Annotated in this window: 33 protein-coding genes; 22 read left to right on the top strand and 11 right to left on the bottom strand. The window is 71.4% G+C overall.

What is annotated here, in order from left to right; all coding sequences use genetic code 11:
• The first annotated feature begins 162 nt into the window (after positions 1 to 162).
• Positions 163 to 609: a VOC family protein gene (locus tag OHA99_RS26865; RefSeq protein ID WP_153180175.1), complete on the top strand. Its 447-nt coding sequence runs from the start codon at positions 163 to 165 to the stop codon at positions 607 to 609.
• Between the two features lie 40 nt (positions 610 to 649).
• Here OHA99_RS26865 and OHA99_RS26860 read toward each other — a convergent pair whose 3' ends face one another.
• On the bottom strand, positions 650 to 1276 hold the full coding sequence (locus OHA99_RS26860) for a DUF305 domain-containing protein (protein ID WP_153180174.1): 627 nt from the start codon (positions 1274 to 1276) through the stop codon (positions 650 to 652).
• Entirely contained in the window at positions 1273 to 1941 is a 669-nt protein-coding gene (locus tag OHA99_RS26855; protein WP_405698236.1) for a DUF3105 domain-containing protein, read from the bottom strand. The genes OHA99_RS26860 and OHA99_RS26855 overlap by 4 nt, the downstream gene beginning before the upstream one ends.
• A gap of 290 nt (positions 1942 to 2231) precedes the next feature.
• Here OHA99_RS26855 and glnA point away from each other — a divergent pair, with 290 nt between their 5' ends.
• A complete protein-coding gene (gene glnA, locus OHA99_RS26850) occupies positions 2232 to 3593 on the top strand; it encodes a type I glutamate--ammonia ligase (RefSeq protein ID WP_007448924.1) in 1362 nt (453 codons plus the stop codon).
• On the opposite strand, the gene OHA99_RS26845 is transcribed toward glnA, so the two are convergent.
• Entirely contained in the window at positions 3568 to 5673 is a 2106-nt protein-coding gene (locus tag OHA99_RS26845) for a WD40 repeat domain-containing serine/threonine protein kinase (protein WP_405698234.1), read from the bottom strand. The two genes, glnA and OHA99_RS26845, sit on opposite strands and share 26 nt — an antisense overlap.
• 557 nt (positions 5674 to 6230) lie before the next feature.
• Here OHA99_RS26845 and OHA99_RS26840 point away from each other — a divergent pair.
• Positions 6231 to 6455, top strand: coding sequence for a hypothetical protein (locus OHA99_RS26840; protein ID WP_153180171.1), 225 nt, complete (start codon positions 6231 to 6233; stop codon positions 6453 to 6455).
• Positions 6456 to 6540: 85 nt separating this feature from the next.
• Entirely contained in the window at positions 6541 to 6672 is a 132-nt protein-coding gene (locus OHA99_RS26835; RefSeq protein WP_405698232.1) for a hypothetical protein, read from the top strand.
• Here OHA99_RS26835 and OHA99_RS26830 read toward each other — a convergent pair.
• The 5 genes from OHA99_RS26830 to OHA99_RS26810 form a co-directional block, all read right to left on the bottom strand.
• Positions 6656 to 6877, bottom strand: coding sequence for a DUF397 domain-containing protein (locus tag OHA99_RS26830; RefSeq protein WP_405698230.1), 222 nt, complete (start codon positions 6875 to 6877; stop codon positions 6656 to 6658). The genes OHA99_RS26835 and OHA99_RS26830 overlap by 17 nt on opposite strands.
• Complete coding sequence (locus tag OHA99_RS26825) at positions 6874 to 7728, bottom strand: helix-turn-helix domain-containing protein (protein WP_405698228.1); 855 nt, start codon at positions 7726 to 7728, stop codon at positions 6874 to 6876. Before OHA99_RS26825 ends, OHA99_RS26830 begins: the two co-directional genes overlap by 4 nt.
• Positions 7729 to 7849: 121 nt before the next feature.
• The gene (locus OHA99_RS26820) at positions 7850 to 8722 is read right to left on the bottom strand and encodes an alpha/beta fold hydrolase (RefSeq protein ID WP_405698226.1); all 873 of its coding nucleotides are present in this window, start codon (positions 8720 to 8722) and stop codon (positions 7850 to 7852) included.
• Positions 8723 to 8795: 73 nt separating this feature from the next.
• A complete protein-coding gene (locus OHA99_RS26815; protein ID WP_405698224.1) occupies positions 8796 to 10022 on the bottom strand; it encodes an MFS transporter in 1227 nt (408 codons plus the stop codon).
• Between the two features lie 121 nt (positions 10023 to 10143).
• Positions 10144 to 11196, bottom strand: a complete 1053-nt coding sequence (locus OHA99_RS26810) for an endonuclease/exonuclease/phosphatase family protein (protein WP_153180166.1) — start codon at positions 11194 to 11196, stop codon at positions 10144 to 10146.
• Between the two features lie 298 nt (positions 11197 to 11494).
• On the opposite strand from OHA99_RS26810, the gene panB reads away from it, so the two are divergent.
• The 3 genes from panB (at position 11495) to OHA99_RS26795 (ending at position 14389) form a co-directional block, all read left to right on the top strand.
• Entirely contained in the window at positions 11495 to 12370 is an 876-nt protein-coding gene (gene panB / locus OHA99_RS26805; RefSeq protein ID WP_153180165.1) for a 3-methyl-2-oxobutanoate hydroxymethyltransferase, read from the top strand.
• A 154-nt stretch (positions 12371 to 12524) separates the two neighbouring features.
• A complete protein-coding gene (locus OHA99_RS26800; RefSeq protein WP_366472007.1) occupies positions 12525 to 13556 on the top strand; it encodes an ATP-binding cassette domain-containing protein in 1032 nt (343 codons plus the stop codon).
• Positions 13553 to 14389, top strand: a complete 837-nt coding sequence (locus OHA99_RS26795; RefSeq protein ID WP_153180163.1) for an ABC transporter permease — start codon at positions 13553 to 13555, stop codon at positions 14387 to 14389. The genes OHA99_RS26800 and OHA99_RS26795 overlap by 4 nt, the downstream gene beginning before the upstream one ends.
• A 39-nt stretch (positions 14390 to 14428) precedes the next feature.
• Here the strand turns inward: OHA99_RS26795 and OHA99_RS26790 are convergent, their stop codons facing one another.
• Together OHA99_RS26790 and OHA99_RS26785 are read right to left on the bottom strand one after the other, a co-directional pair.
• Positions 14429 to 15562: a tyrosine-type recombinase/integrase gene (locus OHA99_RS26790; protein WP_405698220.1), complete on the bottom strand. Its 1134-nt coding sequence runs from the start codon at positions 15560 to 15562 to the stop codon at positions 14429 to 14431.
• Positions 15531 to 15986: a helix-turn-helix domain-containing protein gene (locus OHA99_RS26785; RefSeq protein ID WP_405698218.1), complete on the bottom strand. Its 456-nt coding sequence runs from the start codon at positions 15984 to 15986 to the stop codon at positions 15531 to 15533. Before OHA99_RS26785 ends, OHA99_RS26790 begins: the two co-directional genes overlap by 32 nt.
• A gap of 143 nt (positions 15987 to 16129) precedes the next feature.
• Here OHA99_RS26785 and OHA99_RS26780 point away from each other — a divergent pair, with 143 nt between their 5' ends.
• The 14 genes from OHA99_RS26780 (at position 16130) to OHA99_RS26715 (ending at position 24739) form a co-directional block, all read left to right on the top strand.
• Positions 16130 to 16330: a helix-turn-helix transcriptional regulator gene (locus OHA99_RS26780; protein ID WP_405698216.1), complete on the top strand. Its 201-nt coding sequence runs from the start codon at positions 16130 to 16132 to the stop codon at positions 16328 to 16330.
• Positions 16331 to 16441: 111 nt separating this feature from the next.
• Positions 16442 to 16861 carry a hypothetical protein gene (locus OHA99_RS26775; protein ID WP_405698214.1) on the top strand — a complete coding sequence of 140 codons (420 nt, stop codon included), beginning with the start codon at positions 16442 to 16444 and terminating at the stop codon, positions 16859 to 16861.
• Entirely contained in the window at positions 16861 to 17292 is a 432-nt protein-coding gene (locus OHA99_RS26770) for a DUF2742 domain-containing protein (RefSeq protein WP_405698212.1), read from the top strand. Before OHA99_RS26775 ends, OHA99_RS26770 begins: the two co-directional genes overlap by 1 nt.
• Positions 17289 to 18827 carry a phage/plasmid primase, P4 family gene (locus OHA99_RS26765; RefSeq protein ID WP_405698210.1) on the top strand — a complete coding sequence of 513 codons (1539 nt, stop codon included), beginning with the start codon at positions 17289 to 17291 and terminating at the stop codon, positions 18825 to 18827. The genes OHA99_RS26770 and OHA99_RS26765 overlap by 4 nt, the downstream gene beginning before the upstream one ends.
• Before the next feature lie 124 nt (positions 18828 to 18951).
• Positions 18952 to 19278 carry a hypothetical protein gene (locus OHA99_RS26760; RefSeq protein ID WP_405698208.1) on the top strand — a complete coding sequence of 109 codons (327 nt, stop codon included), beginning with the start codon at positions 18952 to 18954 and terminating at the stop codon, positions 19276 to 19278.
• A 70-nt stretch (positions 19279 to 19348) separates the two neighbouring features.
• Positions 19349 to 19711, top strand: coding sequence for a hypothetical protein (locus tag OHA99_RS26755; RefSeq protein ID WP_405698206.1), 363 nt, complete (start codon positions 19349 to 19351; stop codon positions 19709 to 19711).
• The gene (locus OHA99_RS26750; protein ID WP_405698204.1) at positions 19711 to 20004 is read left to right on the top strand and encodes a hypothetical protein; all 294 of its coding nucleotides are present in this window, start codon (positions 19711 to 19713) and stop codon (positions 20002 to 20004) included. The genes OHA99_RS26755 and OHA99_RS26750 overlap by 1 nt, the downstream gene beginning before the upstream one ends.
• Complete coding sequence (locus OHA99_RS26745; protein WP_405698202.1) at positions 20001 to 20282, top strand: hypothetical protein; 282 nt, start codon at positions 20001 to 20003, stop codon at positions 20280 to 20282. Before OHA99_RS26750 ends, OHA99_RS26745 begins: the two co-directional genes overlap by 4 nt.
• The gene (locus OHA99_RS26740; RefSeq protein ID WP_405698200.1) at positions 20275 to 20754 is read left to right on the top strand and encodes a helix-turn-helix domain-containing protein; all 480 of its coding nucleotides are present in this window, start codon (positions 20275 to 20277) and stop codon (positions 20752 to 20754) included. Before OHA99_RS26745 ends, OHA99_RS26740 begins: the two co-directional genes overlap by 8 nt.
• Positions 20681 to 20881: a hypothetical protein gene (locus OHA99_RS26735; RefSeq protein WP_405699060.1), complete on the top strand. Its 201-nt coding sequence runs from the start codon at positions 20681 to 20683 to the stop codon at positions 20879 to 20881. The genes OHA99_RS26740 and OHA99_RS26735 overlap by 74 nt, the downstream gene beginning before the upstream one ends.
• Complete coding sequence (locus OHA99_RS26730) at positions 20878 to 21666, top strand: hypothetical protein (protein WP_405698198.1); 789 nt, start codon at positions 20878 to 20880, stop codon at positions 21664 to 21666. Before OHA99_RS26735 ends, OHA99_RS26730 begins: the two co-directional genes overlap by 4 nt.
• 11 nt (positions 21667 to 21677) lie before the next feature.
• On the top strand, positions 21678 to 21923 hold the full coding sequence (locus OHA99_RS26725; protein ID WP_405698196.1) for a hypothetical protein: 246 nt from the start codon (positions 21678 to 21680) through the stop codon (positions 21921 to 21923).
• Between the two features lie 9 nt (positions 21924 to 21932).
• Complete coding sequence (locus tag OHA99_RS26720) at positions 21933 to 24371, top strand: phage tail tape measure protein (RefSeq protein WP_405698194.1); 2439 nt, start codon at positions 21933 to 21935, stop codon at positions 24369 to 24371.
• A 2-nt stretch (positions 24372 to 24373) separates the two neighbouring features.
• Positions 24374 to 24739 carry a hypothetical protein gene (locus tag OHA99_RS26715; RefSeq protein ID WP_405698192.1) on the top strand — a complete coding sequence of 122 codons (366 nt, stop codon included), beginning with the start codon at positions 24374 to 24376 and terminating at the stop codon, positions 24737 to 24739.
• A 173-nt stretch (positions 24740 to 24912) separates the two neighbouring features.
• Here OHA99_RS26715 and OHA99_RS26710 read toward each other — a convergent pair whose 3' ends face one another.
• Complete coding sequence (locus OHA99_RS26710; RefSeq protein WP_405698190.1) at positions 24913 to 25143, bottom strand: GntR family transcriptional regulator; 231 nt, start codon at positions 25141 to 25143, stop codon at positions 24913 to 24915.
• Between the two features lie 162 nt (positions 25144 to 25305).
• Here OHA99_RS26710 and OHA99_RS26705 point away from each other — a divergent pair, with 162 nt between their 5' ends.
• A complete protein-coding gene (locus tag OHA99_RS26705) occupies positions 25306 to 25488 on the top strand; it encodes a hypothetical protein (RefSeq protein ID WP_405698188.1) in 183 nt (60 codons plus the stop codon).
• Positions 25489 to 25565: the final 77 nt, after the last annotated feature.

The following is a 25565-nucleotide window of genomic DNA, read 5'->3' as shown; positions in this document are numbered from 1 at the left end:
TGAGCGTAACCGGGGAACGGCGCGCGGGCGCCGGGACGTACCGCTTTCCCGTTCCCGGTGGACCGGGCCGGGCCCGTGGACCATCTTGTACACGAACAGAACGACGAAGCAGACGCAGGCGCCGCAGAGCCGACGAAGCCGACGAAGCCGAAGGAGTCACCCATGGACTTCACGCTCGAAGTCATCCCGCTGCCCGTGACCGACATCGACCGCGCCCGGGACTTCTACCGGGACAAGGTCGGCTTCCACGTCGACATCGACCAGGAGGTCATGCCGGGCATGCGGATCGTCCAGCTGACGCCTCCGGGTTCCGGCTGTTCGCTCGCCCTCGGCGACGCCATCTGGGACATGGCGCAGGGGCAGACCCGGCCGGAACCGGGCTCGTACCAGGGCCTCCAGCTCTGCGTCGCCGACATCAAGGCGGCCCACGCGGAGCTGACCGCGCGCGGGCTGGAGGTGTCGGAGCCGGTGCAGTACGCGCCGGACGACGGCGCGACCTTCATGTACTTCAAGGACCCGGACGGCAACGGCTGGGCGGTCCAGGAGTACCGGCGCCGCGTGGCGGAACCGCTGCACAAGGTGCTGGCGGACCTCAAGCGCGAGGGCTGACCGGGCGGCGCGCCCGCCGAGCGGGCGCGCCGGACGATCCTCACTGCTGCGGCTTCGCGCCCCGCTCGGCCAGCAGGTCCGCCATCAGCCGGATCTCCGACTCCTGCGACGCCACCATCCCCTGGGCCAGCCGCTTCTCCACGCCGACCGTGCACCTCTCGACGCATCCCTTCGCCATGTGGACGCCGCCCTTGTGGTGCTCGGTCATCAGCTGGAGGTAGTAGACCTCGGCCTGCTTCCCGTTCAGCGTCCCGAGCTTCTTCATCTGGGCGTCGGTGGCCATCCCCGGCATCAGCGAGCCCTCGCCGGCGGAGGGCGCGTCGCCCATGCCCATCCAGGTCATCGGCGGGTCGGACGACACCTTGGGCAGCGCCCACAGGTCGAGCCAGCCGATCATCATGCCGCGCTGGTTGGCCTGGGTCTGCGCGATGTCGTACGCGAGCCGCCGCACCTCCTCGTCGTCGGTGCGGTCGCGCACGATGTACGACATCTCCACGGCCTGCTGGTGGTGGACCGACATGTCGCGGGCGAACCCGGCGTCCGCGGAGTCGGCGGCCGGGACCCGGCTGCCGCCGTCGTCCCCGGCGACCGCGTAGGTGATGCCGCCGGCCGCGACGAGCACCGCCGCCGCGGCCCCCGCGATCCAGCCGGCCCGTTTCGGGGTCACTGGGACAGCCCGTTGGTGCACGCGGCCCCCGGCTCGGGGGTCTGCTCGCCCTGGACGAACTTCTCGAAGAACTTGTCCACGTTCGGGTCGTCGGCGCCGGTCACCGTGCGCTGGTGCCCCCAGGCGGACAGCATGATCGGGTCCTTCTGCCCGTCGTCGGGGCTCATCAGCGAGTACGGCGTCTTCTTGACCTTGGCGGCCAGCTTCTCGACGTCGGCCTCGGGCGCCTTGTCGTTGTACGTCACCCAGACGGCGCCGTGCTCCAGGGAGTGCACGGCGTTCTCGTTGTTCAGCGGCTTGGTGTAGACGTCGCCGTTGCAGTTCATCCAGACCTGGTTGTGGTCGCCGCCGACGGGGGGCTCGACGGGGTAGGTGACCTTCTCGGTGACGTGGTTGCGCCCCAGGTCGCCCTTCCAGGTCCGTACGCCGTCCGCACCGGTCTCGAACTTGCCGGAGGTCTTGCCGTCGGACGCCGTGTCGTCGGAGGAGCCGTCGGACTGCGACCGGACGAGGAGAACGCCGCCGACCACGAGACCGGCGACCACCACGGTGCTGAGCGTGATCGCGAGGATCCGGTTGCGTCGGTTGCGGGACTCCTCGGCGCGCCGCATCTCGGCTATGCGGGCCTGTCGCGCCGTGCTGCTGCTCTTCTTGGCGGAACCCATGGGGTGTTGCCCTTCTGGGAAGTATTCGGGAGACGGAGGAGCGTGAGGTCCGCTGATCGTAATGGCGCGAGGCCGGTCCTTCGTAGGGCGGGCGCCGGATCCGTCCCGGCCGGATCCCAGGAATGGCCCGATCGAACAGGTGGCCTCTACGCTGCGGTCACGGGGTGGGCCGGCCCAGCGAGGTCCGCAACGCGTACGTAACGGCGCTGTGGTGTGATGCTCAGGTGCCCGACCGCCTCCCGCCGTACCGGAGACAGGCGGCCTGACCAGCAAGGATGGGGAAGCGGAAGATGGACAAGCAGCAGGAGTTCGTGATCCGGACGCTGGAGGAGCGCGACATCCGGTTCGTACGCCTGTGGTTCACGGACGTGCTGGGCTTCCTCAAGTCCGTCGCCGTGGCCCCGGCCGAGCTGGAGCAGGCCTTCGACGAGGGCATCGGCTTCGACGGCTCCGCGATCGAGGGCTTCGCCCGGGTCTACGAGTCCGACATGATCGCCAAGCCCGACCCGTCGACGTTCCAGGTCCTGCCCTGGCGGGCGGAGGCCCCCGGCACGGCCCGCATGTTCTGCGACATCCTGATGCCGGACGGCTCGCCGTCCTTCGCGGACCCGCGCTACGTCCTCAAGCGCGCCCTGGCCCGCACCTCCGACCTGGGCTTCACCTTCTACACCCACCCCGAGATCGAGTTCTTCCTCCTCAAGGACAAGCCGGTCGACGGCTCGGTGCCCACCCCCGCCGACAACTCCGGCTACTTCGACCACACCCCGCAGAACATCGGCATGGACTTCCGCCGCCAGGCGATCACCATGCTGGAGTCGATGGGCATCTCGGTGGAGTTCTCCCACCACGAGGGCGCCCCCGGCCAGCAGGAGATCGACCTGCGCTACGCGGACGCGCTCTCCACGGCCGACAACATCATGACGTTCCGCCTGGTGATGAAGCAGGTGGCCCTCGAGCAGGGCCTCCAGGCGACCTTCATGCCGAAGCCGTTCTCGGAGTTCCCGGGCTCGGGCATGCACACTCACCTCTCCCTCTTCGAGGGCGACCGCAACGCGTTCTACGAGTCCGGCGCGGAGTACCAGCTGTCCAAGGTGGGCCGCTCCTTCATCGCGGGGCTGCTCCGCCACGCCGCCGAGATCTCCGCGGTCACCAACCAGTGGGTGAACTCCTACAAGCGCATCTGGGGCGGCACCGAGCGCACGGCGGGCGCCGGCGGCGAGGCCCCCTCCTACATCTGCTGGGGCCACAACAACCGGTCGGCCCTGGTCCGCGTCCCGATGTACAAGCCCGGCAAGACCGGCTCGGCCCGCGTCGAGGTCCGCTCCATCGACTCCGGCGCCAACCCGTACCTGACCTACGCCGTCCTCCTGGCCGCCGGCCTCAAGGGCATCGAGGAGGGCTACGAGCTCCCGCCGGGCGCCGAGGACGACGTCTGGGCCCTCTCCGACGCGGAGCGCCGCGCCCTGGGCATCGAACCCCTCCCCCAGAACCTGGGCGAGGCCCTCGCCCTGATGGAACGCAGCGACCTGGTCGCCGAGACCCTGGGCGAGCACGTCTTCGACTTCTTCCTCCGCAACAAGCGGCAGGAGTGGGAGGAGTACCGGTCCCAGGTCACCGCGTTCGAGCTCAGGAAGTCGCTGCCGGTGCTGTAGTGCCGGTGCCGGTGGTCTTCGGGACCTTCCACAGGCGTACGCCGCTGTCCTTCGCGGCGTCGGCCTCGCTGGTGGTGCCCGGGGCGGCGGTCTCCTCGGGGGTGCCGCCGCCGGTGGTGGTGCCCGCGAGGAGTCGGCCGTCCGGGCTGAAGGCCAGTTCGCTGATGTCGGCGCCGTAGCCGGTCTCGTCGTCGGCCAGGATGGCGCTGGGCTTGCGGTCGGCCAGGTTCCACAGGAGCACCCGGCCTTCGGCGGTGACGGCGAGCGTCCTGCCGTCCGGGTTGAACGCCAGGTCGCGGGCCTCGGTGACGAAGCGGTGGGTGAGGGTGGCCTTCAGGCGGCCGGTGGCCACGTCCCACAGCCGTACGCCGCCGTCCTGGCCGCCGGTGGCGAGGGTTGTGCCGTCGGGACTGAAGGCGACCGCGTAGGTGATGTCCTCCAGCGCCAGGTCGTGGCGCGGGTCGCCCTGGCCGTAGGGCCGCGGGTCGAGCCGCGTCAGGTCCCACAGCTTGGCCGGCTCGTTGTCCACCTGGTAGCGCTGGTCGGAGAAGTCGCCGACGGAGGCGAGCGTCCTGCCGTCGGGGCTGAACGCCAGGTCCGTCGCGTGCAGGTTCTGCGACAGGTGGGCGCGCGGGTCCTCACCGCGGCTGCCGAGGGCCCACAGGTTGGCACCCGCGCTGTCCCCCAGGGCGATCCACTTGCCGTCGGGGCTGAGGGCGAGGGAGTAGGCCGATTCCTCGATGCGGCGGACCTCCCGGCGCCGGGGCACGTCCCAGACGCCGACCAGGTGGGTGTCGGTTCTCGTGACCAGGGTCTTCCCGTCGGCGCCGAACGTCACGCCGACCACGCTGCTCGGGCCGTACCAGCCCTTCTCCACGAGCGTGGCACGCACCTTGCGGGTGCCGGCGTTCCACAGCCGCACCTTCCCGTCCTCGCCGCCGGTCGCGAGCGTCGCGCCGTCCGGGCTGAACGCGACGCCGCTGGTGCCCTTGGCGAAGATGTCGGTCGCCGCGACCACGGGGTACGGCGAGTCGACCTTCGGGCGTTCCCCCGACGAGGGCAGCAGCGTCACGATGAGGACGACGGCCAGGGCGATGGCACCGAAGACGCCGAGCAGCGCGACATACGGCGGTGTGGACGGCGTCGCGGGGCCGGCGTCCGGGGCCGGGGCGCGCGCCGGGGCGGTGGCGGTGGGCGCGTCCGGGCCGGTCGCCGGGGGCGCGGAGACGACGGTGGGGGTACGGCCGTCGTCGAACTCCCCGTTCGCGGCCCGGCCGCAGAGCCGGATCACCTCGGCGGGCGTCGGCCGCCGGGCCGGGTCCTTCTCCAGGCAGAGCGCGACGACGCCGCGCACGGACTCGGGGCAGCCTTCGAGGTCGGGCGCCGCCTCCAGGATCCGGTACGCCACCCCGTGGTCGCTGCCGCCGCCGAAGGCGAGCCGTCCGGTGGCGGCGAAGTGGGCGACGAGGCCGAGCGCGAAGACGTCACCGGCCTCGGTGACCTCCTGCCCCCGGATGTACTCGGGCGCCATGTAGGCGGGGGTTCCGGCGCGCATGCCCGTGGCGGTCAGGGCCGTGACGTCCGCGGCGCGGGCGATGCCGAAGTCGATGACCTTGGGTCCGTCGGCGGTGAGGACGATGTTGGAGGGCTTCAGGTCGCGGTGGATCACTCCCGCGGCGTGGATCGTCTCCAGCGCCTCGGCGACCCCGGCCGTCAGCGCGAGCACCTCGGCGGCGGGCAGCGGCCCCCGTTCGCCGACGGCCTGCTGGAGCGAGGGCCCGGGGGCGTAGGCCGTGGCCAGCCAGGGTTCGTCGGCCTCCAGGTCCGCCGCGACGACGGGCACGGTGTAGAGACCCTGCACGCGCCGGGCCGCCGCGACCTCCAGCGCGAACCGCCTGCGGAACTCCGGGTCGGCGGCGTACGCCCGGTGGACGGCCTTGACGGCCACGGCACTCCCGGCGGGCGTGCGCCCCAGGTAGACGCGGCCCATCCCGCCCTCGCCCAGCAGCCGCTCCAGCCGGTAGGGACCGATCTCGGCCGGTATGCCACCGGTGGCAGGGGCCGGCCCACGGTCCGTCATCCGGCGAGCGCTTCGGTGGTTGCGGTGCAGCGGATCATGGCTCCCCCAAGTTCCTGCTCGACCAAGTCTCTGCTCGGCCAAGTCTCTGCTCGGCCAAGTCTCTGCTCGACGAAGGCTCGCGGCCCGGGGCGGCGAACCCGCGCCCGGATCATTCCACAACCGATGTGTCACACCCCAGGGCCGGGATCCGGCACCCGGATCGGTCCCGGAAAACCCGTGAATCTCCACAGAGTTCATCACCCCGCCGCACGGCCGGGGGTGCGGCCGCCGCCCACTTGGCGGGCCGTGCGGCACACGCCCCGGGAGCCACCCAGCCTCGGGGGGTGGTGTGAAGATCGGACCGCTTTCCCTGACCACATTCACACACTCATGCATGCGGCGACGCCGTGCGGCAGAGGTCGACGACTCGACGATGGTGGACCGTTCGGCCCCCGTGCTTTGATCGGTGCGCGGCACGCCGGTGGCCCGTGCCGGAGTCCCCCAACTCCGGACCCGGGCATGCGCACCGCACCGCTCTCCCTTCCCCTGACTTCCCCCCGAAAGGAAACAGACCTGTCATGAACACTGTCCCCCAGGTCGACACTGCCGAGATCTCCGACGCGGACCTGGACCAGGTGTCCGGCGGCATCGGCCTCACCGCAAGCGCGGCCCTCGTTGCGGGCGACGGCGCCCTCGCGGCCGGCCTCCACGCGGAGTCCGGCCCGTTCGCCCTCACCGGCGGCCTCGGCGTCTCGGCACCCTTCGGCGGCGCGGCGGCCAACGCCCACACCACGAGCGTCTGACCCGACCACGGTCCCGCACCACCCCGGGCCCCGGACCACCGCGTCCGGGGCCCGTCGGCGACCGCTCGACAGGCTGTTGGCGTCGATGGTGACCACACCTACCGGCATCGCCGCCCCCGTCGCCTACTTCCAGAGCTACGAAGAACTGGCCGGAGTCCTCATCGCGGCAACGGCGGGGCTGTTGTTCGTGGCGTCGGAGATCAGACCCGAGGACTGATCGCGCCCGGCCAGGCCACGAACGTCGTCCACGTCTCCGATTCGACGGCGAGGCGGGGGCCGCCGGGGTCCTTGGAGTCGCGGATGTGGATGGCGGCGGGGGTTATCGCGACCTCTACGCAGTCATTGCCGTCTCCGCTGCTGCTGTAGCTGCTCTTGAACCAGACGGGACCGGGGACATCTGAGGGTGCGGTGACGGGGTTCATGACTCTCCAAGCATCTGCTCGATGACGGCCCGCGACTCTCGGGGCGTGAGAGCCTGGGCCCGGATCATGCCATAGCGCAGTTCGAGGATCCGGAGCTGTTTGGGGTCGGACACGGGCCGCCCGCTGAACGCCCCTTCGGAGCGCCCGACCGCCGTACCGTCGGGGAACTTCAACACCTCGATCAGGCCGCCCGTGCCGAAGTGTTCGTCGCAGGCGGTCGGCATCACCTGAATCGAGACGCTGCGCAACTCACTCAACTCCAGCAGTCGTTCGAGCTGCCCACGCCACGCCATTCTGCCCCCTACTGGTCGGCGCAGCGTCGCCTCCTCCTGGACAAAACTGAAGGTCGGCGCCGGGGATCGCTCGAACACCGACCGGCGTGCCAACCGTGCCGCCACCATGCGCTCGGTCTCTTCCTCCGGGTACGCGGGCAGCCACGTGTCGAAGAGCGACCGCATGTGCTCTTCGGTCTGGAGAAGGCCGTGGATGTTGTGGTTTGCGTACAGCGAGACCTCAACCGCCGTGGCCTCCAGCTTCGCAAGCTCTCGCACGTGCTTGGGATACCGGACCCGCTTCACGTCCTCCCAGGCCGCGGCGATGAGCCCGTCCGCCCGCAAGACCTGGTCCGCCTTCTCCAGGTACTCCCGCCGGGGAATCCGCTTCCCGCCCTCGACCTTGTAGACGAGATCCTCGCCGTAGCCGACCGCCACCCCGAAGTCGCCCGCCCGCATGCCCACCGCCTCGCGGCGCAGCTTCAACTGCCGCCCCACGGTGGTGAGGACGGCCACGCCCCACTCGTCGTCCGGGTCGACCTCCCAACCCGGCTCGTCCGCCCCGCCGTCCGCCGACATCCGCACCCCTCCGCCGTACGCGTCCTGTCGCGATGGGCGTCACGTCAGACGGAGAGGCGACGCAGGGTGACGGGATGCGGCCATCCTGTCACTCGGACGTGCGGCACCGTTCCCGTCGGCGTCAGCGGGCCGCGCCGTGCGTCAGCGACGTCAGGATCTCCTCGGCGTGCGTCCACAGCAGGGCCCCGCCGATGCCGGGGACGACGCGGCGGCGGGCGCCCGGGATGCGGGAGGCGAGCAGGGCGCCGTTGTCGGGCGAGTGGGCGGTGTCGTGCTCGCCGTACCAGATGTCGACGGGCAGGGCGAGGGAGCCGAGGGCGAAGGGCCACCGCCCCATGGCCAGCACCGTGTCGCGGGCGTAGCCGGCCGCCGCGCCCCGGGCGAATCCCTCGGCGAGGGCGCGGCGGTAGGCGGCGGAGAAGCCGGGGTCCCGGTACACGGCGAGATCGCAGTCCGGGCTGCCGGCCATGACCATGTCCCACATCCTCTCGGCGTCGAAGCCGGCGAAGAACTCCTCGGCGCCCGAAGGGTCGTGCACCGCGCGTTCGGTCAACGCCCGCAGTTCGGCGGGCAGTACTGCGGCGAACTCGGGGGCCGCCACCTCGTCGGCGGCCGACACCAGGGCCAGCGCGGAGGCGAGGCCCGCCTCCGCGCAGGCGAGGGCGAACGGAGCGCCCTGCGAGTTGCCGACCACGGCGGGGCGGTCGAAGCCGCGCCGTGCGCACAACTCCCGCACGTCGGCGGCGAAGTCGGCGAAGGTCCGGCCGGGGGCGGGCGTGGACGCGCCCAGGCCGGGCCGGTCGACGGAGACGAGGCGGACGCCGAGGGCGGCCACGGCGTCGGGGCCGAAGCCGAGGCTCCGGCTGGTGGCCGCGCCGGGGCACAGCAGAACCGGCGTGCCTTCCGGCGGGCCCCACTCGGCCCAGCCGAGCAGGCGTCCGTCCGGCAGCCGCGTCTCACCGAGGCGGGCGGGGGTGGCGGTGTGGACGATCATGGCCCCCATCATGCTGCGGGGGCGGGCCGCGCCGCACCGAACTTTCCGCCGACGCGCGCCGGGCGGGTGCCCGTCACCGCCGTACCGCCTCCACCGGCTCCGGCACGTGCCCCGCGACCACGCGCTCGCGGCCGGGAGCCGGGGCGTGGGTGGCGTGACGCCGGTCCACCGCCCAGGCCGTGCCCGCGACCGCGAGGCCGAGGACGGCCAGGGCCGCGCCCGCCGTCGCCGGGGAGGTGACGCCGAACCCGGCGGCCAGGGCGAGGCCGCCGATCCAGGCGCCGCCCGCGTTGGCGAGGTTGAAGGCGGCCTGGTTGGCGGAGGAGGCCAGGGAGGGGGCCGCCGCGGCCTTCTCCATCACCATGAGCTGGAGGGGCGAGCCGGTGACGAAGGCGGCCATGCCGAGCAGGGCCACCGACACCGCGGCCGTGACCGGCGTGCGCATCAGCAGGGGGAACGACGCCAGCACGACGACCAGGGAGGCGAGGCCGCCGAAGAGGGTGCCGCGCAGGGAGTGGTCGGCCAGGCGGCCGCCCAGCAGGTTACCCGCGGTGGCGCCGACACCGAAGAGGGCGAGCAGCAGCGTCACGCTGGTCTCGGCGAACCCGGCGGCGTCGGTCAGCATCGGCGTGATGTAGCTGTACGCGGCGAAGAGCGCGCCGAAGCCGGCGACCGTCGTGCCCAGCGCCAGCCAGACGGGCAGGGAGCGCAGGGCGGCCAGTTCGCCGCGCAGGCCGGTCGTGGGGGCGGGGGCGCTGTCGCGCGGGATCAGCACGGCCAGCGCCGCTATCGCGGCCACGCCGATCGCGCTCACGCCGAGGAAGGTGGCCCGCCAGCCGAGCTGCTGGCCCATGGCGGTGGCGGCCGGGACGCCGACGACGTTGGCGACGGTGAGGCCGAGGAACATCAGGGAGACGGAGCGGGCCTTGCGTTCCGGCGCGACCATGCCGGTGGCGACGACCGCGCCGACGCCGAAGAAGGCGCCGTGCGGCAGACCGCTGACGAAGCGGGCGGCGAGCAGGGAGATCTCGCCGGGGGCGACGGCCGACAGGGCGTTGCCCACCACGAAGAGCGCCATCAGGGCGATCAGGACCGTGCGGCGGGACATCCGGGTCGTCGCCGCGGCGAGCAGCGGGGCGCCGATGACGACGCCGAGCGCGTAGGCGGAGACGAGATGGCCGGCGGTGGGGATGGAGATGCCCAGGTCGTCCGCGACGTCGGGCAGCAGGCCCATCATCACGAACTCGGTGGTACCGATGCCGAAGGCGCCCACGGCGAGGGCGAGCAGGGCCAGGGGCATGAGGGGGTCTTGCCTTTCGAGAGCGGGGTTGCGTACGGGAGGCCGGGAGGGCCGGGCGGGGACGACTGTATGTTCCCGTACGGAACAAAGACTCTCAGGGCGGGTATTCCGCAGACGAATTCTAGGAAGCCGTTGTGTCGACCTTCACACGCGCGGCGATCGGAAGATGGTCGCTGCCGGTCGCCGGGAGGGTCCAGCTCGTCATCGGTTCGACGCCGGTGACCAGGATCTGGTCGATGCGGGCCATCGGGAAGGACGCCGGCCAGCTGAAGCCGAAGCCGTCGCCCACGGCGCCCTGCGGGGAGCGCAGCTGGGAGGTGATCGCGGTGAGCGAGCGGTCGTTCATGGTGCCGTTGAGGTCGCCGAGCAGGATCTTGCGGGGCAGCTTCTCGTCGGCGATGGCCTCGCCGAGGGCGTCGGCGCTCTTGTCCCGCTGCCGCGCGGTGAAACCGGCCTCCAGCTTCACCCGTACGGAGGGCAGGTGGGCGACGTACACGGCGACCGGACCGGACGGGGTGGCGACGGTGGCGCGCATCGCGCGCTTCCAGCCCAGTTCGATGTCGACCGGCTTCACCCCGCTGATCGGGTACTTGCTCCACAGCCCGACGGTGCCGACCACCGCGTGGTGCGGGTACTTCACCGCCAGCGCCTTCTCGTACGTCGGTACGGCGGAGGCCTTCAGTTCCTCCAGGGCCATCACGTCCGCACCGGCGGCGGCCACCGCGCGGGCGGTGCCCGCCGGGTCGGCGTTGTCGGCGTTGACGTTGTGCGTGGCCACCGTGAGGTCGCCGCCGGAGCCGGTCTTGTCGAAGAGCAGGCCGCCGAAGAGGTTGAGCCACACGCTCACCGGCAGCACCAGCGCGATCAGCGCCGTCGCCGACTTGCGGACCAGGGCGATCGCCAGCAGGACGGGGATCAGCAGACCGAACCACGGCAGGAAGGTCTCGGTGAGGCTGCCGAGGTTGCCGATGGCGTTCGGGATGTGCGAGTGGGCCGCCATGACGCCGGACAGGAGGACCGCGACGGCGGCGGTGACCAGGCCCCGGCGCCAGATCCGCCGGTCGCCGCGCCAGCCGCTGACCGCCCGGCCGAGCAGGCGCCGAATCCGGTTCTGCCGGCGCTCGGGCTCCGAGCCGCCGCTGTCCGTCTCCGTCATGTACGCCTGCTGCGCCATACCGTTGCCTCACTGCCTGCCGTGCACACCGTCGCCCCCTGTGACTCAGCACCATAGGGGATGATCGGTTCCGATCCCGCCGCCCCTGGACGGCCGTACGGGCACGAGGACGTGCGGGCTTCGCCGGGGAGTTCCGCCCGGGGGCCGGGACGGACCGCTCTGTGACAGAACGGGCACATTTCACCCCATGACGCGTGACGAGGGCCCCACTAGCCGCCGGCCCGCCACAAGTGCCACCATGGAAGGGATCCGGGGACGCCGTCAGGGCGCCTCGAGATGACATGAAGGAGCCGTTGCCATGACGCAGCTTTCGGCTGCCCAGACGCCGCAGCGCAAGCCCGCCGAGGGGAACAGGGCGCTGTACGGGGGCAAGATCAACCGCCGTATCACCGTCCGGGACATCGCCGCCGCCAAGGAGCGCGGCGAGAAGTGGCCCATGCTCACCGCGTACGACGCGATGACCGCCTCCGTCTTCGACGAGTCCGGCATCCCCGTGATGCTCGTCGGCGACTCCGCGGGCAACTGCCACCTCGGCTACGAGACCACCGTGCCCGTCACGCTGGACGAGATGACGATGCTCTCGGCCGCGGTCGTCCGGGGCACGAGCCGCGCCCTGATCGTGGGCGACCTGCCCTTCGGCTCCTACCAGGAGGGCCCGGTGCAGGCGCTGCGCTCGGCGACCCGGCTGGTCAAGGAGGCCGGGGTCGGGGCGGTCAAGCTGGAGGGCGGCGAGCGCTCGCACGAGCAGATCCGGCTGCTCGTCGAGTCCGGCATCCCCGTGATGGCGCACATCGGCCTCACCCCGCAGTCCGTCAACTCCATGGGCTACCGGGTCCAGGGCCGCGGCGAGGAGGCGGCCCAGCAGCTGCTGCGGGACGCCAAGGCGGTGCAGGACGCGGGCGCCTTCGCGGTCGTCCTGGAGCTGGTGCCGGCCGAGCTGGCCGCCGAGGTGACCCGGACGCTGCACATCCCGACGGTCGGGATCGGCGCGGGCCCGGACACCGACGCCCAGGTGCTGGTGTGGACCGACATGCTCGGGCTGACCGGCGGCCGGATGCCGAAGTTCGTCAAGCAGTACGCCGACCTGCGCAAGGTCATGGGCGACGCGGCGAAGGCGTACGCCGAGGACGTCGTCGGCGGCACCTTCCCCGAGGACGAGCACTCGGTGCACTGACAGACCATCGCGGTACGACACCGGCCCCGCCGATCATCCCCCGTCGGCGGGGCCGAGTGGTTCCCGGGCGGCTGTCGGCGGGATGTCGGTGGCGTGCGACGCCTGTCGGTGGGATGTCGGTGCTTTGTCGGTGCGCCCTGCCATCGTCCGGTGCATGAAGCGAATCGACGACACCCCTCCGGCCGCGGGCAGCGCGGTCACCGTACGGGGGCTGGTCAAGCACTACGGCGAGACCAAGGCGTTGGACGGCGTCGACCTGGACGTCCGCGAGGGCACCGTGATGGGCGTGCTCGGGCCGAACGGCGCCGGCAAGACCACCCTCGTACGCATCCTGTCCACCCTCATCACCCCCGACTCCGGCCGGGCGCACGTCGCCGGGTACGACGTCGTACGGCAGCCCCGGCAGCTGCGCCGCGTCATCGGGCTGACCGGGCAGTACGCCTCCGTGGACGAGAAGCTCCCCGGCTGGGAGAACCTCTACATGATCGGCCGGCTGCTCGACCTGTCCCGCCGGGACGCGCGCACCCGCGCCGACGAACTGCTCGAGCGGTTCTCGCTCACCGAGGCCGGCAAGCGACCCACGTCCACCTACTCCGGCGGCATGCGGCGCCGGCTGGACCTGGCCGCCTCCATGATCGGGCACCCGGCCGTGCTGTTCCTGGACGAGCCCACCACCGGCCTGGACCCGCGCACCCGCAACGAGGTGTGGGACGAGGTCAAGCGCATGGTCGGCGACGGTGTGACCGTGCTGCTCACCACGCAGTACATGGAGGAGGCCGAGCAGCTCGCCTCGGAGCTGACCGTCGTGGACCGCGGCAAGGTCATCGCGAACGGCGGCATCGAGGAGCTGAAGGCCAAGGTCGGCGGCCGCGCCCTGCGGGTCCGCCCGGCCGACCCGCTCCAGCTGCGCCCGCTCGCCGCCTACCTGGACGAACTCGGCATCACCGGGCTCGCCAGCACCACGGTGGACACCGAGCGCGGTGCCGTCCTGGTGCCGATCCTCAGCGACGAGCAGCTGACGGCCGTCGTGGGCGCGGTCACCGCGCGCGGCATCACCGTCTCCGCCGTCACCACCGAACTGCCCAGCCTGGACGAGGTCTTCCTGTCCCTCACCGGCCACCGTGCCAGTGCCCCGCAGGACCCCGCCCCCGCCCCCGACGACGCCCGCGAGGAGGTCGCCGTATGAGCGCCGCCACCACCGCCCCCGCTCCTGTCCCCGCCGCCGCTCTCACGCCCGACGCGCGGATCTCGCTGCGCGCGCATGTCCGGCACACCGGCGCCCTGGTCCGCCGCAACCTGCTGTGGATCCGGCAGGACCCGGAGTCGATGTTCGACGCGCTGCTGATGCCGATCGTCTTCACCCTGCTGTTCGTGTACGTCTTCGGCGGGTCGATCGGCCAGGCCCTGGGCGGCGGACAGGACGGCTATGTGCAGTACGTGATCCCCGGCATGATCGCGATGATGAGCATGACGCTGTCCCAGGGCGTCGGCACCGGCTTCAGCCAGGACTTCAACTCCGGTGTCATGGACCGCTTCCGGTCGCTGCCGATCGGGCGCGGCTCGGTGCTCTTCGCGAAGATCGCGGTCGAGATGGCGCGGATGCTGTTCGCCACCACGGTGCTGATGATCGTCGCCGTCCTGGTGGGCTTCGACATCGACCACTGGGCCGGGCTGTTCGCGGCCGTGGGTCTGTCCGCCGTGTTCGCCTCGTCGATCATGTGGGTGTTCCTCACCCTGGGCGTCGTCCTGAAGAACGCGCAGTCCGTGCAGGCGATGGGCTTCATGGTGCTGTTCCCGCTCCAGTTCGGCTCGTCGATCTTCGCGCCGACGCAGTCGATGCCGGGCTGGTTGCAGTCCTTCACCGACTACAACCCGCTGTCCACGCTCGCCGACGCCGCGCGCGGGCTGATGGTGGGCGGCCCCGTCGCCCACGACCTGTGGATCACGCTCGGCTGGTCGGTGGCGATCACGGCGGTGATGGCGCCGGTCGCCATCCACAAGTTCCGTACGAAGACCTGATCCGGCCTCTCCCACACCCGCTGAGCAGCGACGACGCGCTCAGCGGGTTTCTGCTGTCCGCTCAGAGTCCGCACGAGCCTCGTCACCCCCCTCCGCGAACGCCCCGTCGATGGCCTTCCGGGTCCGGTCCTCGGAGTCCGGGAACAGGTGGCTGTACACGTTCAACGTCATCGCCGCGTTCGCGTGCCCCAGCCGCTCCGACACCACCTTCACCGACTCGCCCGCCGCGATCAGCAGCGAGGCGTACGTGTGCCGCAGCGCGTGCAGTCCCGTCGCCGCGAGCTCCAGCCGCTTCCGCGCCGGCCGGAAGGCTCCGTCCATGAACCGCGTGTAGACGACCGGACCGTTGTCCGGGCCGCGGAAGAGGAAGTCGTCCGGCTCGGCGGGGAACGCCTGGAGGTGCGCGACCAGGGCGTGCACCACGGTGTCGGGCAGCGGGACAACGCGGTACGACTCCTTGGTCTTCGGCGGACACACTCGCACCTCGCCGCCCTTGGTCTGCTGCACCTGCTGCTCGACGCGCAACTGCCGCTTGAAGAAGTCGACGTGCCGCACCTCCAGGCCGAGCAGCTCCCCCGGCCGCAGGCCCGTACCGGCGCCCGTGAGGATCAGGGCCCGGTACCGGTCGGGCATCTCGTCGGCGAGGGCGCGCACCTGGTCGACCGTGAGCGGCTGCACCCGGCGCCGGGGCACCTCGGGCAGGCCGACGCCAGCGCACGGCGAGGTGGCGATGAGCCGGTCCTCCACGGCCGCCGCGAAGACCGCGCGGATGCTGTTGTAGACGGTGCGGATCGTGGAAGGGCTCAGCGGCTTGAAGCCCTCGCGCGGCTTGCTGAGGCCGGTCACGAGGGCCTGCACGTCGCTGCGGCGGATCCGGGCGAGGGGCCGGTCGCCGATGGCCGGGTAGGCGTGGACGCGCAGGGCCTTCTCCACGCCGGCCGCGGTCGTCGGCCGGTGCGGCTTGGCCTGCCGCCACTGCTCGCCGTACGCGCGGAAGGTGACGCGGCCGGCGCGCGGGTCGACGTACTGGCCGGTGAGTTGTGAGGCGCTGACCTCGTCGAGCCAGCGCTGAGCGTCGATCTTCCGCTCGAAGTGGCGGGAGTGCTCCCGGCCGGCGTCGTCCCGGTAGCGGGCGCGCCACTTACCGTTCGGGCGCTTCGCGATGCTCGACACTGGTGCCCCCCTGTGGCGTGTCGTCGTACGCGGTGCCGAGGGGCACGACGTGCCCGCGGCGCTTGATGTCGGCCATGGCGACCTCGGCGTAGAAGGTGCGCTGAGCCTCGGTGTCCGTGCCGGGGAGCGGCTTGTTTCCGCGAACCCACTCGCGGACGACGTCCGCGCTTTCCGTCCGGTTCGGCGTCACCTGGTACTGCTCATCGGTGACCGGCACCAGCAGGTTCACCGGAGCCGTTGCCAACGCCTCGGCGAGCACCAGCAGCTCCGTAACGCTGAGGCTCTCGCGCCGGCCGTTCTCCAGCTTGACGACCGTGGTGCGGTTCCACGGCAGGCCTAGCTCGGTCAGGCGATCTGCCAGGTCTTGGGCCGTCATCTGGTGACGGGCCCGTACCTCACGTACGCGCCGGGCGATCACACCCACTGGGTCATTCCTGTCGTGTGCCACAGGAGCACTTTATGGGGCTCTTGCGGAACACGCAAGGTTCGTGCACTATCGGTACCACGACGGGCGCCAGCGGCACTTTCGGTGGCTCCCAAGGACCTTCCTGTTACCGCGAGGGATCAATGAATCACCGTCGTCCGCTCGCCGGAGTCCGTGAGGTGGCCGAGTACTTCGGACTCACCGAGAGCACGGTCCGCGACCAGGTCTACCGAGGTGTCGGGGTCGGCCGGCTCGGGTTCCGCGTGGGCAAGTACCTGCGCTGGACCTGGGACGACATCGACGCCTACGTCGCCGCCCAGAAGCAGCAGAAGAGGGCCGCCTGAGGCGCTCCAACGCCTTCAGCCAGCCCTCTCCGAACGTCCACCAACGACGAGGACCCGGGTCGCCTGCCAGCGAAGACCCCGGGCCCCTCGTCTCCTTCGAAGGAGAACGTCATGGGTCAGCTTACGACCGACAGCAGCAAGACCACCATCCCGGCCGTCTCCGCCCTCGGCACGAACGGGCACCTGCCGTTCGTCGTCCGGGCCGCCGAGGCCACCGCCGCCCGCGCCGAGCACGCCGAGCCCCAGGCCGGCGCCTGCCAGTACCGCGACTGCGAGGACACCGCCCCGGGCCACTTCGACCACTTCGCCCACAGCGTCCCGGGCCTGGAGGTCATGGACGGCGCGGACCCGCTCCTCGAGGCGGGCATGGCCGCCTGCTCCGGCTCCGACTCCGCGCCGGTGGTCTACCTGCGGAACTGGGAGGCCAGCAACATGGCCGAGTTGCAGGCGAAGGTCGACGAGATCCGGCGGATGCTCGACGCGACGCTGGAGTTCGGCGCCCGCGTGTTCGCCGACGGAGAGCGCGCCTGATGACCGCCCGCACCGCCCGTACCCGCCTGGCCGACACGGCCGGGCGGGTACGCCTGCACGCCGTCCCCCCGCAGGCCTCCGCCGGACAGGCCACCTACCTCCGCGCCTGTGCACAGCGCGAAGCCTTCGCTGTGGACGACTGGCCCGAGTACGGGTCCCCCGAGTGGCTGCGCCTCCCCCCGACCGACCCCCGGGTGTACGTCGCGACGCTGGAGGCCGCCGAGTTGCACCGCCAGCACGTCGAGCGGATCTACACCAACGCCCACACCGAGGCCCTCAACGTCCTCCAGACGGCCGCCGAAGTCCGCGCCACCCGCCAGGGCACCTCACGGACCAGGGCACCGCACACGCTCGTCGCTACGCCCGGCTGGCCGCCGATCCAGATCCCCGGCCGCCCAGGCGAGTACCTGACCATGGAGAAAAGCGCGTGACGACCACGTTCGATCCCTCTCGGTTCTGCGTCCACCCGACCAGCGACGGCCGGTTGTGCGACATGACCGAGCCGACCCACGCGGACCTGGACCACCCGTTCCAGGCCCCGGAGGGTCCCCTGTGGCTCGACGGCGACCAGGACGACCCGAAGCCCCGCCGCCAGCGCGCCGAGCCCGTCAGCAGCGAGCACCGCGGACAGCTCCGCATGGCCGAACGGTTCATCGCCGACCACGCCGACCGACTCCGGTACGTCCACGGGATCGGCTGGCACCAGTGGGACGGCGCCCGCTGGAAGGCGGACGAGGAGCGCGCCGACATGCAGGCCGCGGTCAACACGGTGAAGGGAGCGCTCCGGGAGCTGGCCGACATGCCCAGGGAGGAACGCGGCTCGCTGTACACGGACGTCCGCAAGTCCGAGTCGGCATCCGGCCTCGAAGGGATACTGCGGATCGCAGCCGCGCTCCCGCCGATCTCCACCGGATCCAAGCGACTCGACGCCGACCCGTACCTGTTCAACACCCCAGACGGCACCCTCGACCTGCGCAACGGCAAGGTCATCCCCAACAACCGCGAGCACCTCATCACGAAGGTGGCCGGCGGCCGTGTCGGCGGACGCCCGTACGACGAGTGGGAGACGTTCCTCAAGCGGATCCTGCCCGACGAGGAGGTACGCGCCTTCGTCCAGCGGCTGTTCGGCTACGCCATGTTGGGCAAGGTCACCGAGCACGTAATGCCGATCTTCACCGGGTCCGGAGCCAACGGCAAGGGCACCCTTCGCGACGCGGTCATGGCCGCGGTCGGGGACTACGCGATCGAAATCGATCCGGCGATGCTCATGCAGTCCAAGCACGAGCGGCACGGCACCTTCAAGATGCGACTCCGCGGGGCACGGCTGGTGTTCTGCTCGGAGACGGAGAAGGGCCGGAAGTTCGCCGAGGCCACCATGAAGCGGCTGGTCGGCGGCGACCCGATCGAGGCCAACCTGATGCACAAGAACCCGATCACCTTCGACCCGTCCCACACCCTGGTCATGCTCACGAACCACCTCCCCGAGGTCTCCGGGGACGACCCCGCGGTGTGGCGCCGGATCCTGGTCGTGCCCTTCGACGTGGTCATCCCGGAAGACGAGCGGGACCCGGAGTTGCCCGAGCGGCTCAAGGGCGCCTCGGACGCGGTCCTCGCGTGGCTGTACGAGGGGTGGCTGGCCTACCAGGACCAGGGCTTGAACCCGCCGGCCGCCGTACGTGCCCGCACGGAGGCGTACCAGGCCGACTCGGATGCGCTGGGCCGGTTCCTCGCCGAGCGGACCATGGTCAGCCCCCACGGCTACGTACGGGCCCGGGAGTTGTTCACGGCCTGGTCCAACTGGTGCCACGACAGCAGGCTCCGCGCCGAGGACATCGGCAACGAGGTGACGTTCGCGACCTCGATGAAGGCCCGCAACTTCGAGAAGAAGTCGCGCAACGTCGGTGCCGTCTGGCTCGGCTTGATCCTCACCAGCAGCGGTGAGGACGAGGACGAAAAACCTTTCTGACCTGCACAAGTGGTGGGTTGTGGTGGGTTTCCCGGTTCTTCCATAGGCGCGTACGCATGGCGAGTTTCGGAAGACCCACCACAACCCACCACCCATCACCCCAGACCAAGATCACGGAGACGTCGTGGCCGAGAAGTTCCAGAGCAAGATCCTCAACATCATCCCCGCACACCCGGACTTGTACCTCCGCACAAAGATCATCGAGCTTTTCCCGGACAAGAGTCAGATCGTCACCGTCAGCGACAACTTTCGGATCATCGCCTGGGCCACCGTGGAGAGGTACTACCCCGGAGACGAGACCAACGTGGACGTGGAAGCCGTCTTCGTGGACTCAAGCATCAGCCGACCTGTGCACGAGACGAGCTACCGCTACGTGCACTCGGAGCTGAACCCCGAGCCCGGCGAGCCCAAGGTCATGGTCGCCTTCGAGTACGACCTCACTGGCGTCTGACCCAGCGTCGCACCGCGGCGGCATCTGTCTCGCGCGCGCACGCGAGCACCACAACCCCTCGGAGAACCACATGAGCAACCCCAAACGACCCGCCGCGGTCCTCGCCCTGGCCCAAGGCCACACCACCGGCCAAGCCGCCAAGACCGCCGGCGTGTCCTCCCGCACGATCCTCCGCTGGCTCGAGGACGACGACTTCCGCCAGGAGATCAGCGAGACCCGTACCGAGCTGCTGCGCGCGGCTGTGGGCCGCCTCGCTGCTGCCGCGACGCTCGCCGTCGACACCCTCATGGACGCGCTCACCACGGAGAAGGGGCAGGCCCGCGTCCAGGCCGCCAAGGTCATCCTCGAATCGACGATGGCCCTGCGGGAGTCCCTCGACCTGGAAGAGCGCATCGCCGCCATCGAGGCCGCCGACCGAGACCGGACCCGCTGATGGCCAGCCGTACCCGACTCGCCGCCCGCCTCGAACTCATCGAGCAGGCGCGCGGCGAGTTCCGCATCACGTTCCGCACCGAGGCCGGCCGGACGTTCACCCTCGACGTCGCCGACGTCCTCGCCATCTGCATGGACTGCCTCACCTGGGTGTACGCCGACGACCCCGACGCCGAACGCCCCCGCGGCCGCATCATCGAGCAGCTCGCCACGGCCGTGACCGAGGACGCGCAGGGCCTGATCGGGAACACCGCCATCCTCGCCGCCCAGCACGCCATGGGGGTCCAGCCGTGACCGAGGAGCGCCTGTCCCCCGACGAACTCACAGACCGCTGCTGGGCCGTCCTCGCTGCCGCCGCCGAGGACCGCCACGACGACGTGGACGAACTCCTCGTCACGCTGCCCTGGCCCGACCTCGTCACCGTCGTGTGCGGGATCGGCGCGTTCACCGCCGGCGCCATGGCCGGCCGCGCGGGCCTGGACGAGGCGACGGCCCGGACGGACGTCGCCGACGTCGTACGCCGGGAGCTGCTGGAGCGGCTCGCCCGACGGGAAGGCCGGACCGATGGCTGACACCGACGAGGGCGCGGTACCGGTGCTGCTGCCTCTCGTCGCCGTGCCCGTCCTCGAGGACCTCCTTGCCCGCCACCTCGTCGCCGCGTACCGCACGAGTGGCGGACGCCCGGCACCCGCGGCTCAACGCGCCCTCGCCGTCCTCCACGAGGCCGCACAGGGCCGCAGGTTCGCCCCCGAACCCGCGTTCGCCACACCCGCCACAGTGGACCAGGGAGTGAGGAATGTGTTCACCGCGGCAGAGGCCGCCGACGTCCTCGGTTGCACACCGAAGCACGTCCGGCACCTCTGCCGCGGGGGCCACTTCCCCAGCGCCTACCGCGTGGCGGACACCGGTCCGTGGCTCATCCCGTCGGCAGACCTCCACGCGTTCCGTACAGGACGATGGAGGGAAGCCCGTGGGATCCCAGGACCAGCACCGGCCGAACGAGCCGGAGACGACGACACAGGCCCCGCAGCCGACCGCTGTTGAGCGGCGCGCGGCGCAGGCAGAGAAGGTGCGGCAGGTCGACGCGCACCGCCGCGTGGTGCAGGCGCAGCGCACGGCCGGCGCCGACGTCCCCGACCTCGACGACCTCCTCGGCGGGGACGCCGCATGACTGCCGAGACCCCGGAGGCGATCCTTGCCGCGGCCGACGCCGACGTCGAGCAGGCCGACGCGCAGCTCGCCGAGCTGGAACAGAAGGTCATCGACGGCGACACGGCCGTCTCCCCTGACGACATCGAGCAGGCGCGTAAGGGCCGTTGGTGGGCCGGGCTCCAGCGCAAGCAGGCCGAGAAGAAGGCCGCCGCTCTCCGCGAGGCTGAGGCGCAGCGGCAGCGGACCGTGGCGCAGCTGGAGGCGCGCCGCATCCTCGACTCCGTCCCGCAGGCCGACGTCGACCAGGCCGAGCAGACGGCGGCCGACGCCATGCAGAAGCTGCGCGACGTCGTCCGGGCCCGCAACGACGCCCGAGACCGGGCACTGCGGGTACTGCGGTCCTGCCCCGCCATCGAACCTGCCGTGCGCCCCGTCGCCCGAGCGAGGGGCGAGGGGGCGTGGCACGGACCCGGCTTCGGAGTCGTCCGCAACGACGGCTATGCCGGCGAGACGTGGCTGCTCTACGTGGAGGGTCAGCCCCTCGACCGGATCGACGAGGCCGCGGTGATGGACCGGGCCCGGAAGGCACCGGCCGCCGCCGACGCCGTGGCGCAGCAGGCCGCGAAGCAGCAGGCCGCGGTCCGCCTGGTCGAGCAGGACGCGGCCCTGTACCGGTCCGACCCACGCGCGTTCGAGGAGCTGGGCGCGGCCCGACGCAAGGCCGTCCTCGACTCCCTCGGCATCGACTGGGACGGCTACCTGCGGGACCCGGCCCGGCCCCGCATCGACAAGAACCGACTGTGAGGGGAACCACCATGACCGACTACCACGAGACCGCCGTGACCGCGCTCGCCGACCTGGCCGCGACCACGACCGAGGACCCGGAGGCCGCCGTCGTCAACGCGGTCGCCGAGGCTGCACGCCGCTCCGGACTGGTGCCGTCGGAGGCGCCGTACCACCCGCGGGACTTCCCGCCGAAGTCCGTGGTGCGGGAGCTGGTGCGGCGGGCCGAGACGACGCTGAACGCGGAGGCGATGACCCGCCGCGCGAGCGGGCAGTAGGCGGCCGGCATGGCACTCACCGTGGGTGAACTCACCGCCTTCATCACCGTCGACAACCGGGCCGTGGCACCGTCCCTGCGCCGCGCTGAGAACGCACTGCGCGCCTCCGGGCAGACCATGGGCAGCGACGCCGAACGGGCCGGGCAGCAGGCCGGGCAGCGCCTCGGCGAGGGCCTCGTGCGCGGCGCGGACGGCCAGTGGCGCAACATGCGCGGTGACCTGGTCGACGCCTCGACAGCGGCGATCGCCGAGGCCGAACGCGTGATGCGGCAGGGAGGCCGGCGCATCGGCGAGGAGACCGGCGACGCCCTCGGTGACGGCCTGGCCGACGCGGGTGGGCAGGGCGCCGCGCGGGCCGGGCAGTCCATCACGGACAAGCTGGGCGGGCTGAAGCTTGCCGCGGCCGGAGTCGGCGCGTCGGCCGGGGCGTTCCTGATGTCCGCGTTCTCCGAGGCCCTGGACCAGTCGACGATCACGGCCCGGCTCGGCGCGCAGCTCGGCACCACGCCGCCCGTGGCCAAGCAGTACGGCAAGATCGCCGGACAGTTGTTCACCGGCGCGGTCGTCGACAGCTTCCAGGACGGCGCCGACGCCATCCGAGCGGTCGCCGGGTCCGGGCTGTTCCCGCCCGGGGCGACGAACGCCCAGTTGCAGTCCATCGCCACCAAGGCCGCGGACCTTGCGAACGCCTTCGACGTCGACGTGTCCGAGGCCGCGCAGGCCGCCGGCATCGCCGTCAAGACGGGGCTCGCGAAGAACAGCACCGAGGCGTTCGACCTCATCACCAAGGGCATGGTCGGCCTCGGCAAGGACAGCGAAGACCTCCTGGAGACGATCTCGGAGTACGGCGTCCAGTTCGCCAAGAGTGGCCTGTCCGGGCGCACGGCCGTCGGCCTGATGCGGCAGGCGATCCAGGCCGGATGGAAGGACACGGACAAGCTGGCCGACGCCTTCAAGGAGCTCGAGCTTCGCGTCACCGGCGGTGGTAAGGCGCAGGTCGAAGCACTCCAGTCGATCGGCCTGAACGCCGACCAGATGATCGCGGCTCTGTCGGCCGGCGGGCAGCGCGGCGAGGACGCCATGGCCCAGATCCACGACGCGATCGTGGAACTCGGGCCCGGCTCCAACGTCGCCAAGAAGGCCATCCAGGACCTGTTCGGCGGCCCCGGCGAGGACCTCGGTGCGGCCTTCTTCAAGCTCAACCTGCACGAGGCACAGAAGGCCATGGGCAACGTGGCTGGCGAGTCCGACCGGCTCGGCAAAAGCCTCCGGGAGAACGCCGGCACCCGCGTGAAGCAGTTCCAGCGCGGCATGCAGCAGGGCCTCGTCGACTTCCTCGGCGGCACCGTCATCCCGGGGATCGAGGTGTTCGGCACCAAGCTCGGCGGGATCTGGGACAAGGCCACTGCGGGCCTGGACGGGGCGTCGCTCGCGGCGAAGCTGTCGGCGTTCGTGCCGATGCTCGGCGACGCGATCGCGTCGAAGGTGGCGACGATCGGCCCGAAGATCGCCGAAGGGCTGGCGATGGCCGGGTCGCGGGCGGCCGAGTGGGCGATGGCCAACCCGACCGCGTTCCTTAAGGTCGCCCTACTGGCTGCCGCGTTCCTCGCCGCGATCGCATTCCTGCCGGAGCTGCTGATCGCCGGGGTCGCCGCGACCGTGGGCCTGATCATCGGCGGGTTCGTCGCCAAGCTCATCCAGGCCGCGCAGGTGAAGCTGCCCGAGTGGGGCGAGGCGATCAGCGACTGGTTCGGCGGCCTGTGGTCCAAGTACGTGTCCGGGCCGATCTCCCGGACGTGGAACAGCCTGGTCTCCTCGGTGAAGGAACTGCCCGGGCGGACGCTCGGGGCGCTGGCCGCGCTCGGTTCGATGCTGGCGTCGGCTGCGGCCCGGCACTGGCAGCGGTTCAGTACGGCGACGGCACAGAAGGTCGTCGGGTTCATCAGCTGGGTGCGGGGCCTGCCGGGCCGGATCGCCCGTGCGATCGGGAATCTGGGCTCGCTGCTGTACGGCAAGGGCGCGGACGTGGTCCGCGGCTTGTGGAACGGCATCAAGTCCATGGGCTCGTGGCTCAAGTCCACCTTGATCGGCTGGGCGAAGAACATGATCCCGGGCCCGATCGCGAAGGCCCTCGGCATCAGCTCGCCGTCGAAGGTCATGGCCAAGAGCGTCGGCCGGTGGATTCCCGCAGGTGTGGCGAAGGGCATCGAGGACAACGCCGGCGTCGTCGACCGGACGATGTCGAACCTGGTCGACACCCCGACGCCGTCCATGACCATGTCGGCGAGCATGGGGGCCGCCGCCAGTGGCGGACCGGCAAGCCGCGGGGGCGCGGTGAAGACCGTTCAGCTCACCGGCGGGGACGACTTCGGGGAGATGGTGGTCAACCGGATCCGTAAGCAAGTGGACGTCGGCGGCGGCAACGTCCAGTTCGTCCTTGGGAGGTAGAGGTGAGCAGGAAGACGAAGCAGCGGAAGCACCGCGCCGACTCCGCGCAGATCGTCGCCCTGGTGCAGGCCGCCGTGCCGCAGCTGCTGCGCACGACCCCCGACGGCGAGCACGAGGTGTGGCAGTGCGGGCCCGCCGTAGTCGTCGTGCCGGTCGTCCCGGACGATGCTCCGGTGGAGCTGCGGCAGGCGCTTACGGCGCACCGCAGGGCCGCCACGACGGCGCGCTGCCCGCACTGTCGGGTGAAGGCCGGCGTGACCCTGTCGGGTGTGTGGGAGGTGCGGCATGTGGCCGCGTGCCCGGGGGACCCGGAGCAGCTGGTGAAGCTCGGTGAGCGGCTGGGGGTGGAGATCGCCCGCCGGGTCTGAGCGCGGCGTACGAGGGGCGTGGCCTACGGGTCGCGCCCCTCAGCCGTTGCGATATCGCTACGACTGCCCGCGCCCGCGTGGGGCGGACGGGCAGGTGTTTCATCTGAAACACGTGCGCCCTCGACTGGCCGCGCCCGCGTGGGGCGGAAGGGGGTACACGTCAGCGTGTATCCCTACTCAGGCGCCACGACGAAGCTGCCCTTGTTCGGCAGCGTCACCACCAGCCCACGGTCCCGCAGCTCCTGCACCGCCCGGCGCGCGGTCCCCGGGGCCACGCCGTACTGCGCGCCCATGTCCCGCTCGTTGGGCAGGCGGGCGCCGTGCGGGAGTCGGCCGGCGCGGATCTCCTGCTCCACCTGGTCGGCGACGCGGACGTACACGTAGACGAACGGGTCCTCGGTCATGATCCGGAACGTACGGCGGCACCCCGCGACCGGCACCCGTAGGTGGCGCCGTGTGGCCGTATGGGGTGCCCTGTAGTGGCCTGTAGCGGTAGCGTCCGACCAGGAGAAAGCCCCCGCAACCGGCCAGGGTTCGGGGGCAGGCCGACGGGTGGAGGTGTCGACGTGACGGATCGTACCGGGGCAGAGGCGGCAGGGGCAGGCTCGTACCGGTCCGGGCCGCAGGGGGTCGCCATGCGCGCCCTGGTGGAGCACACGCAGATGTGCGAGCAGTGCACCGACGACGTGCAGCAGTGCGCGACGGGGCGGGCGCTGGTGCGGACGCTGCGGGAGACGGCCCGCGGATAGCGGCCAACCGTGGGTCAGAGCCCCATGGTCGCCGAGGACGGCAGAAGGCCCCCGGTCCAGGAGATCCGGGGGCCTTT

Origin of the sequence: Streptomyces coelicoflavus (assembly GCF_045041415.1) — a bacterium.
Lineage (GTDB): Bacteria > Actinomycetota > Actinomycetes > Streptomycetales > Streptomycetaceae > Streptomyces > Streptomyces coelicoflavus.
Note: the sequence above shows the minus strand (reverse complement) of the source record. Positions and strands in the feature narration are given on the sequence as shown.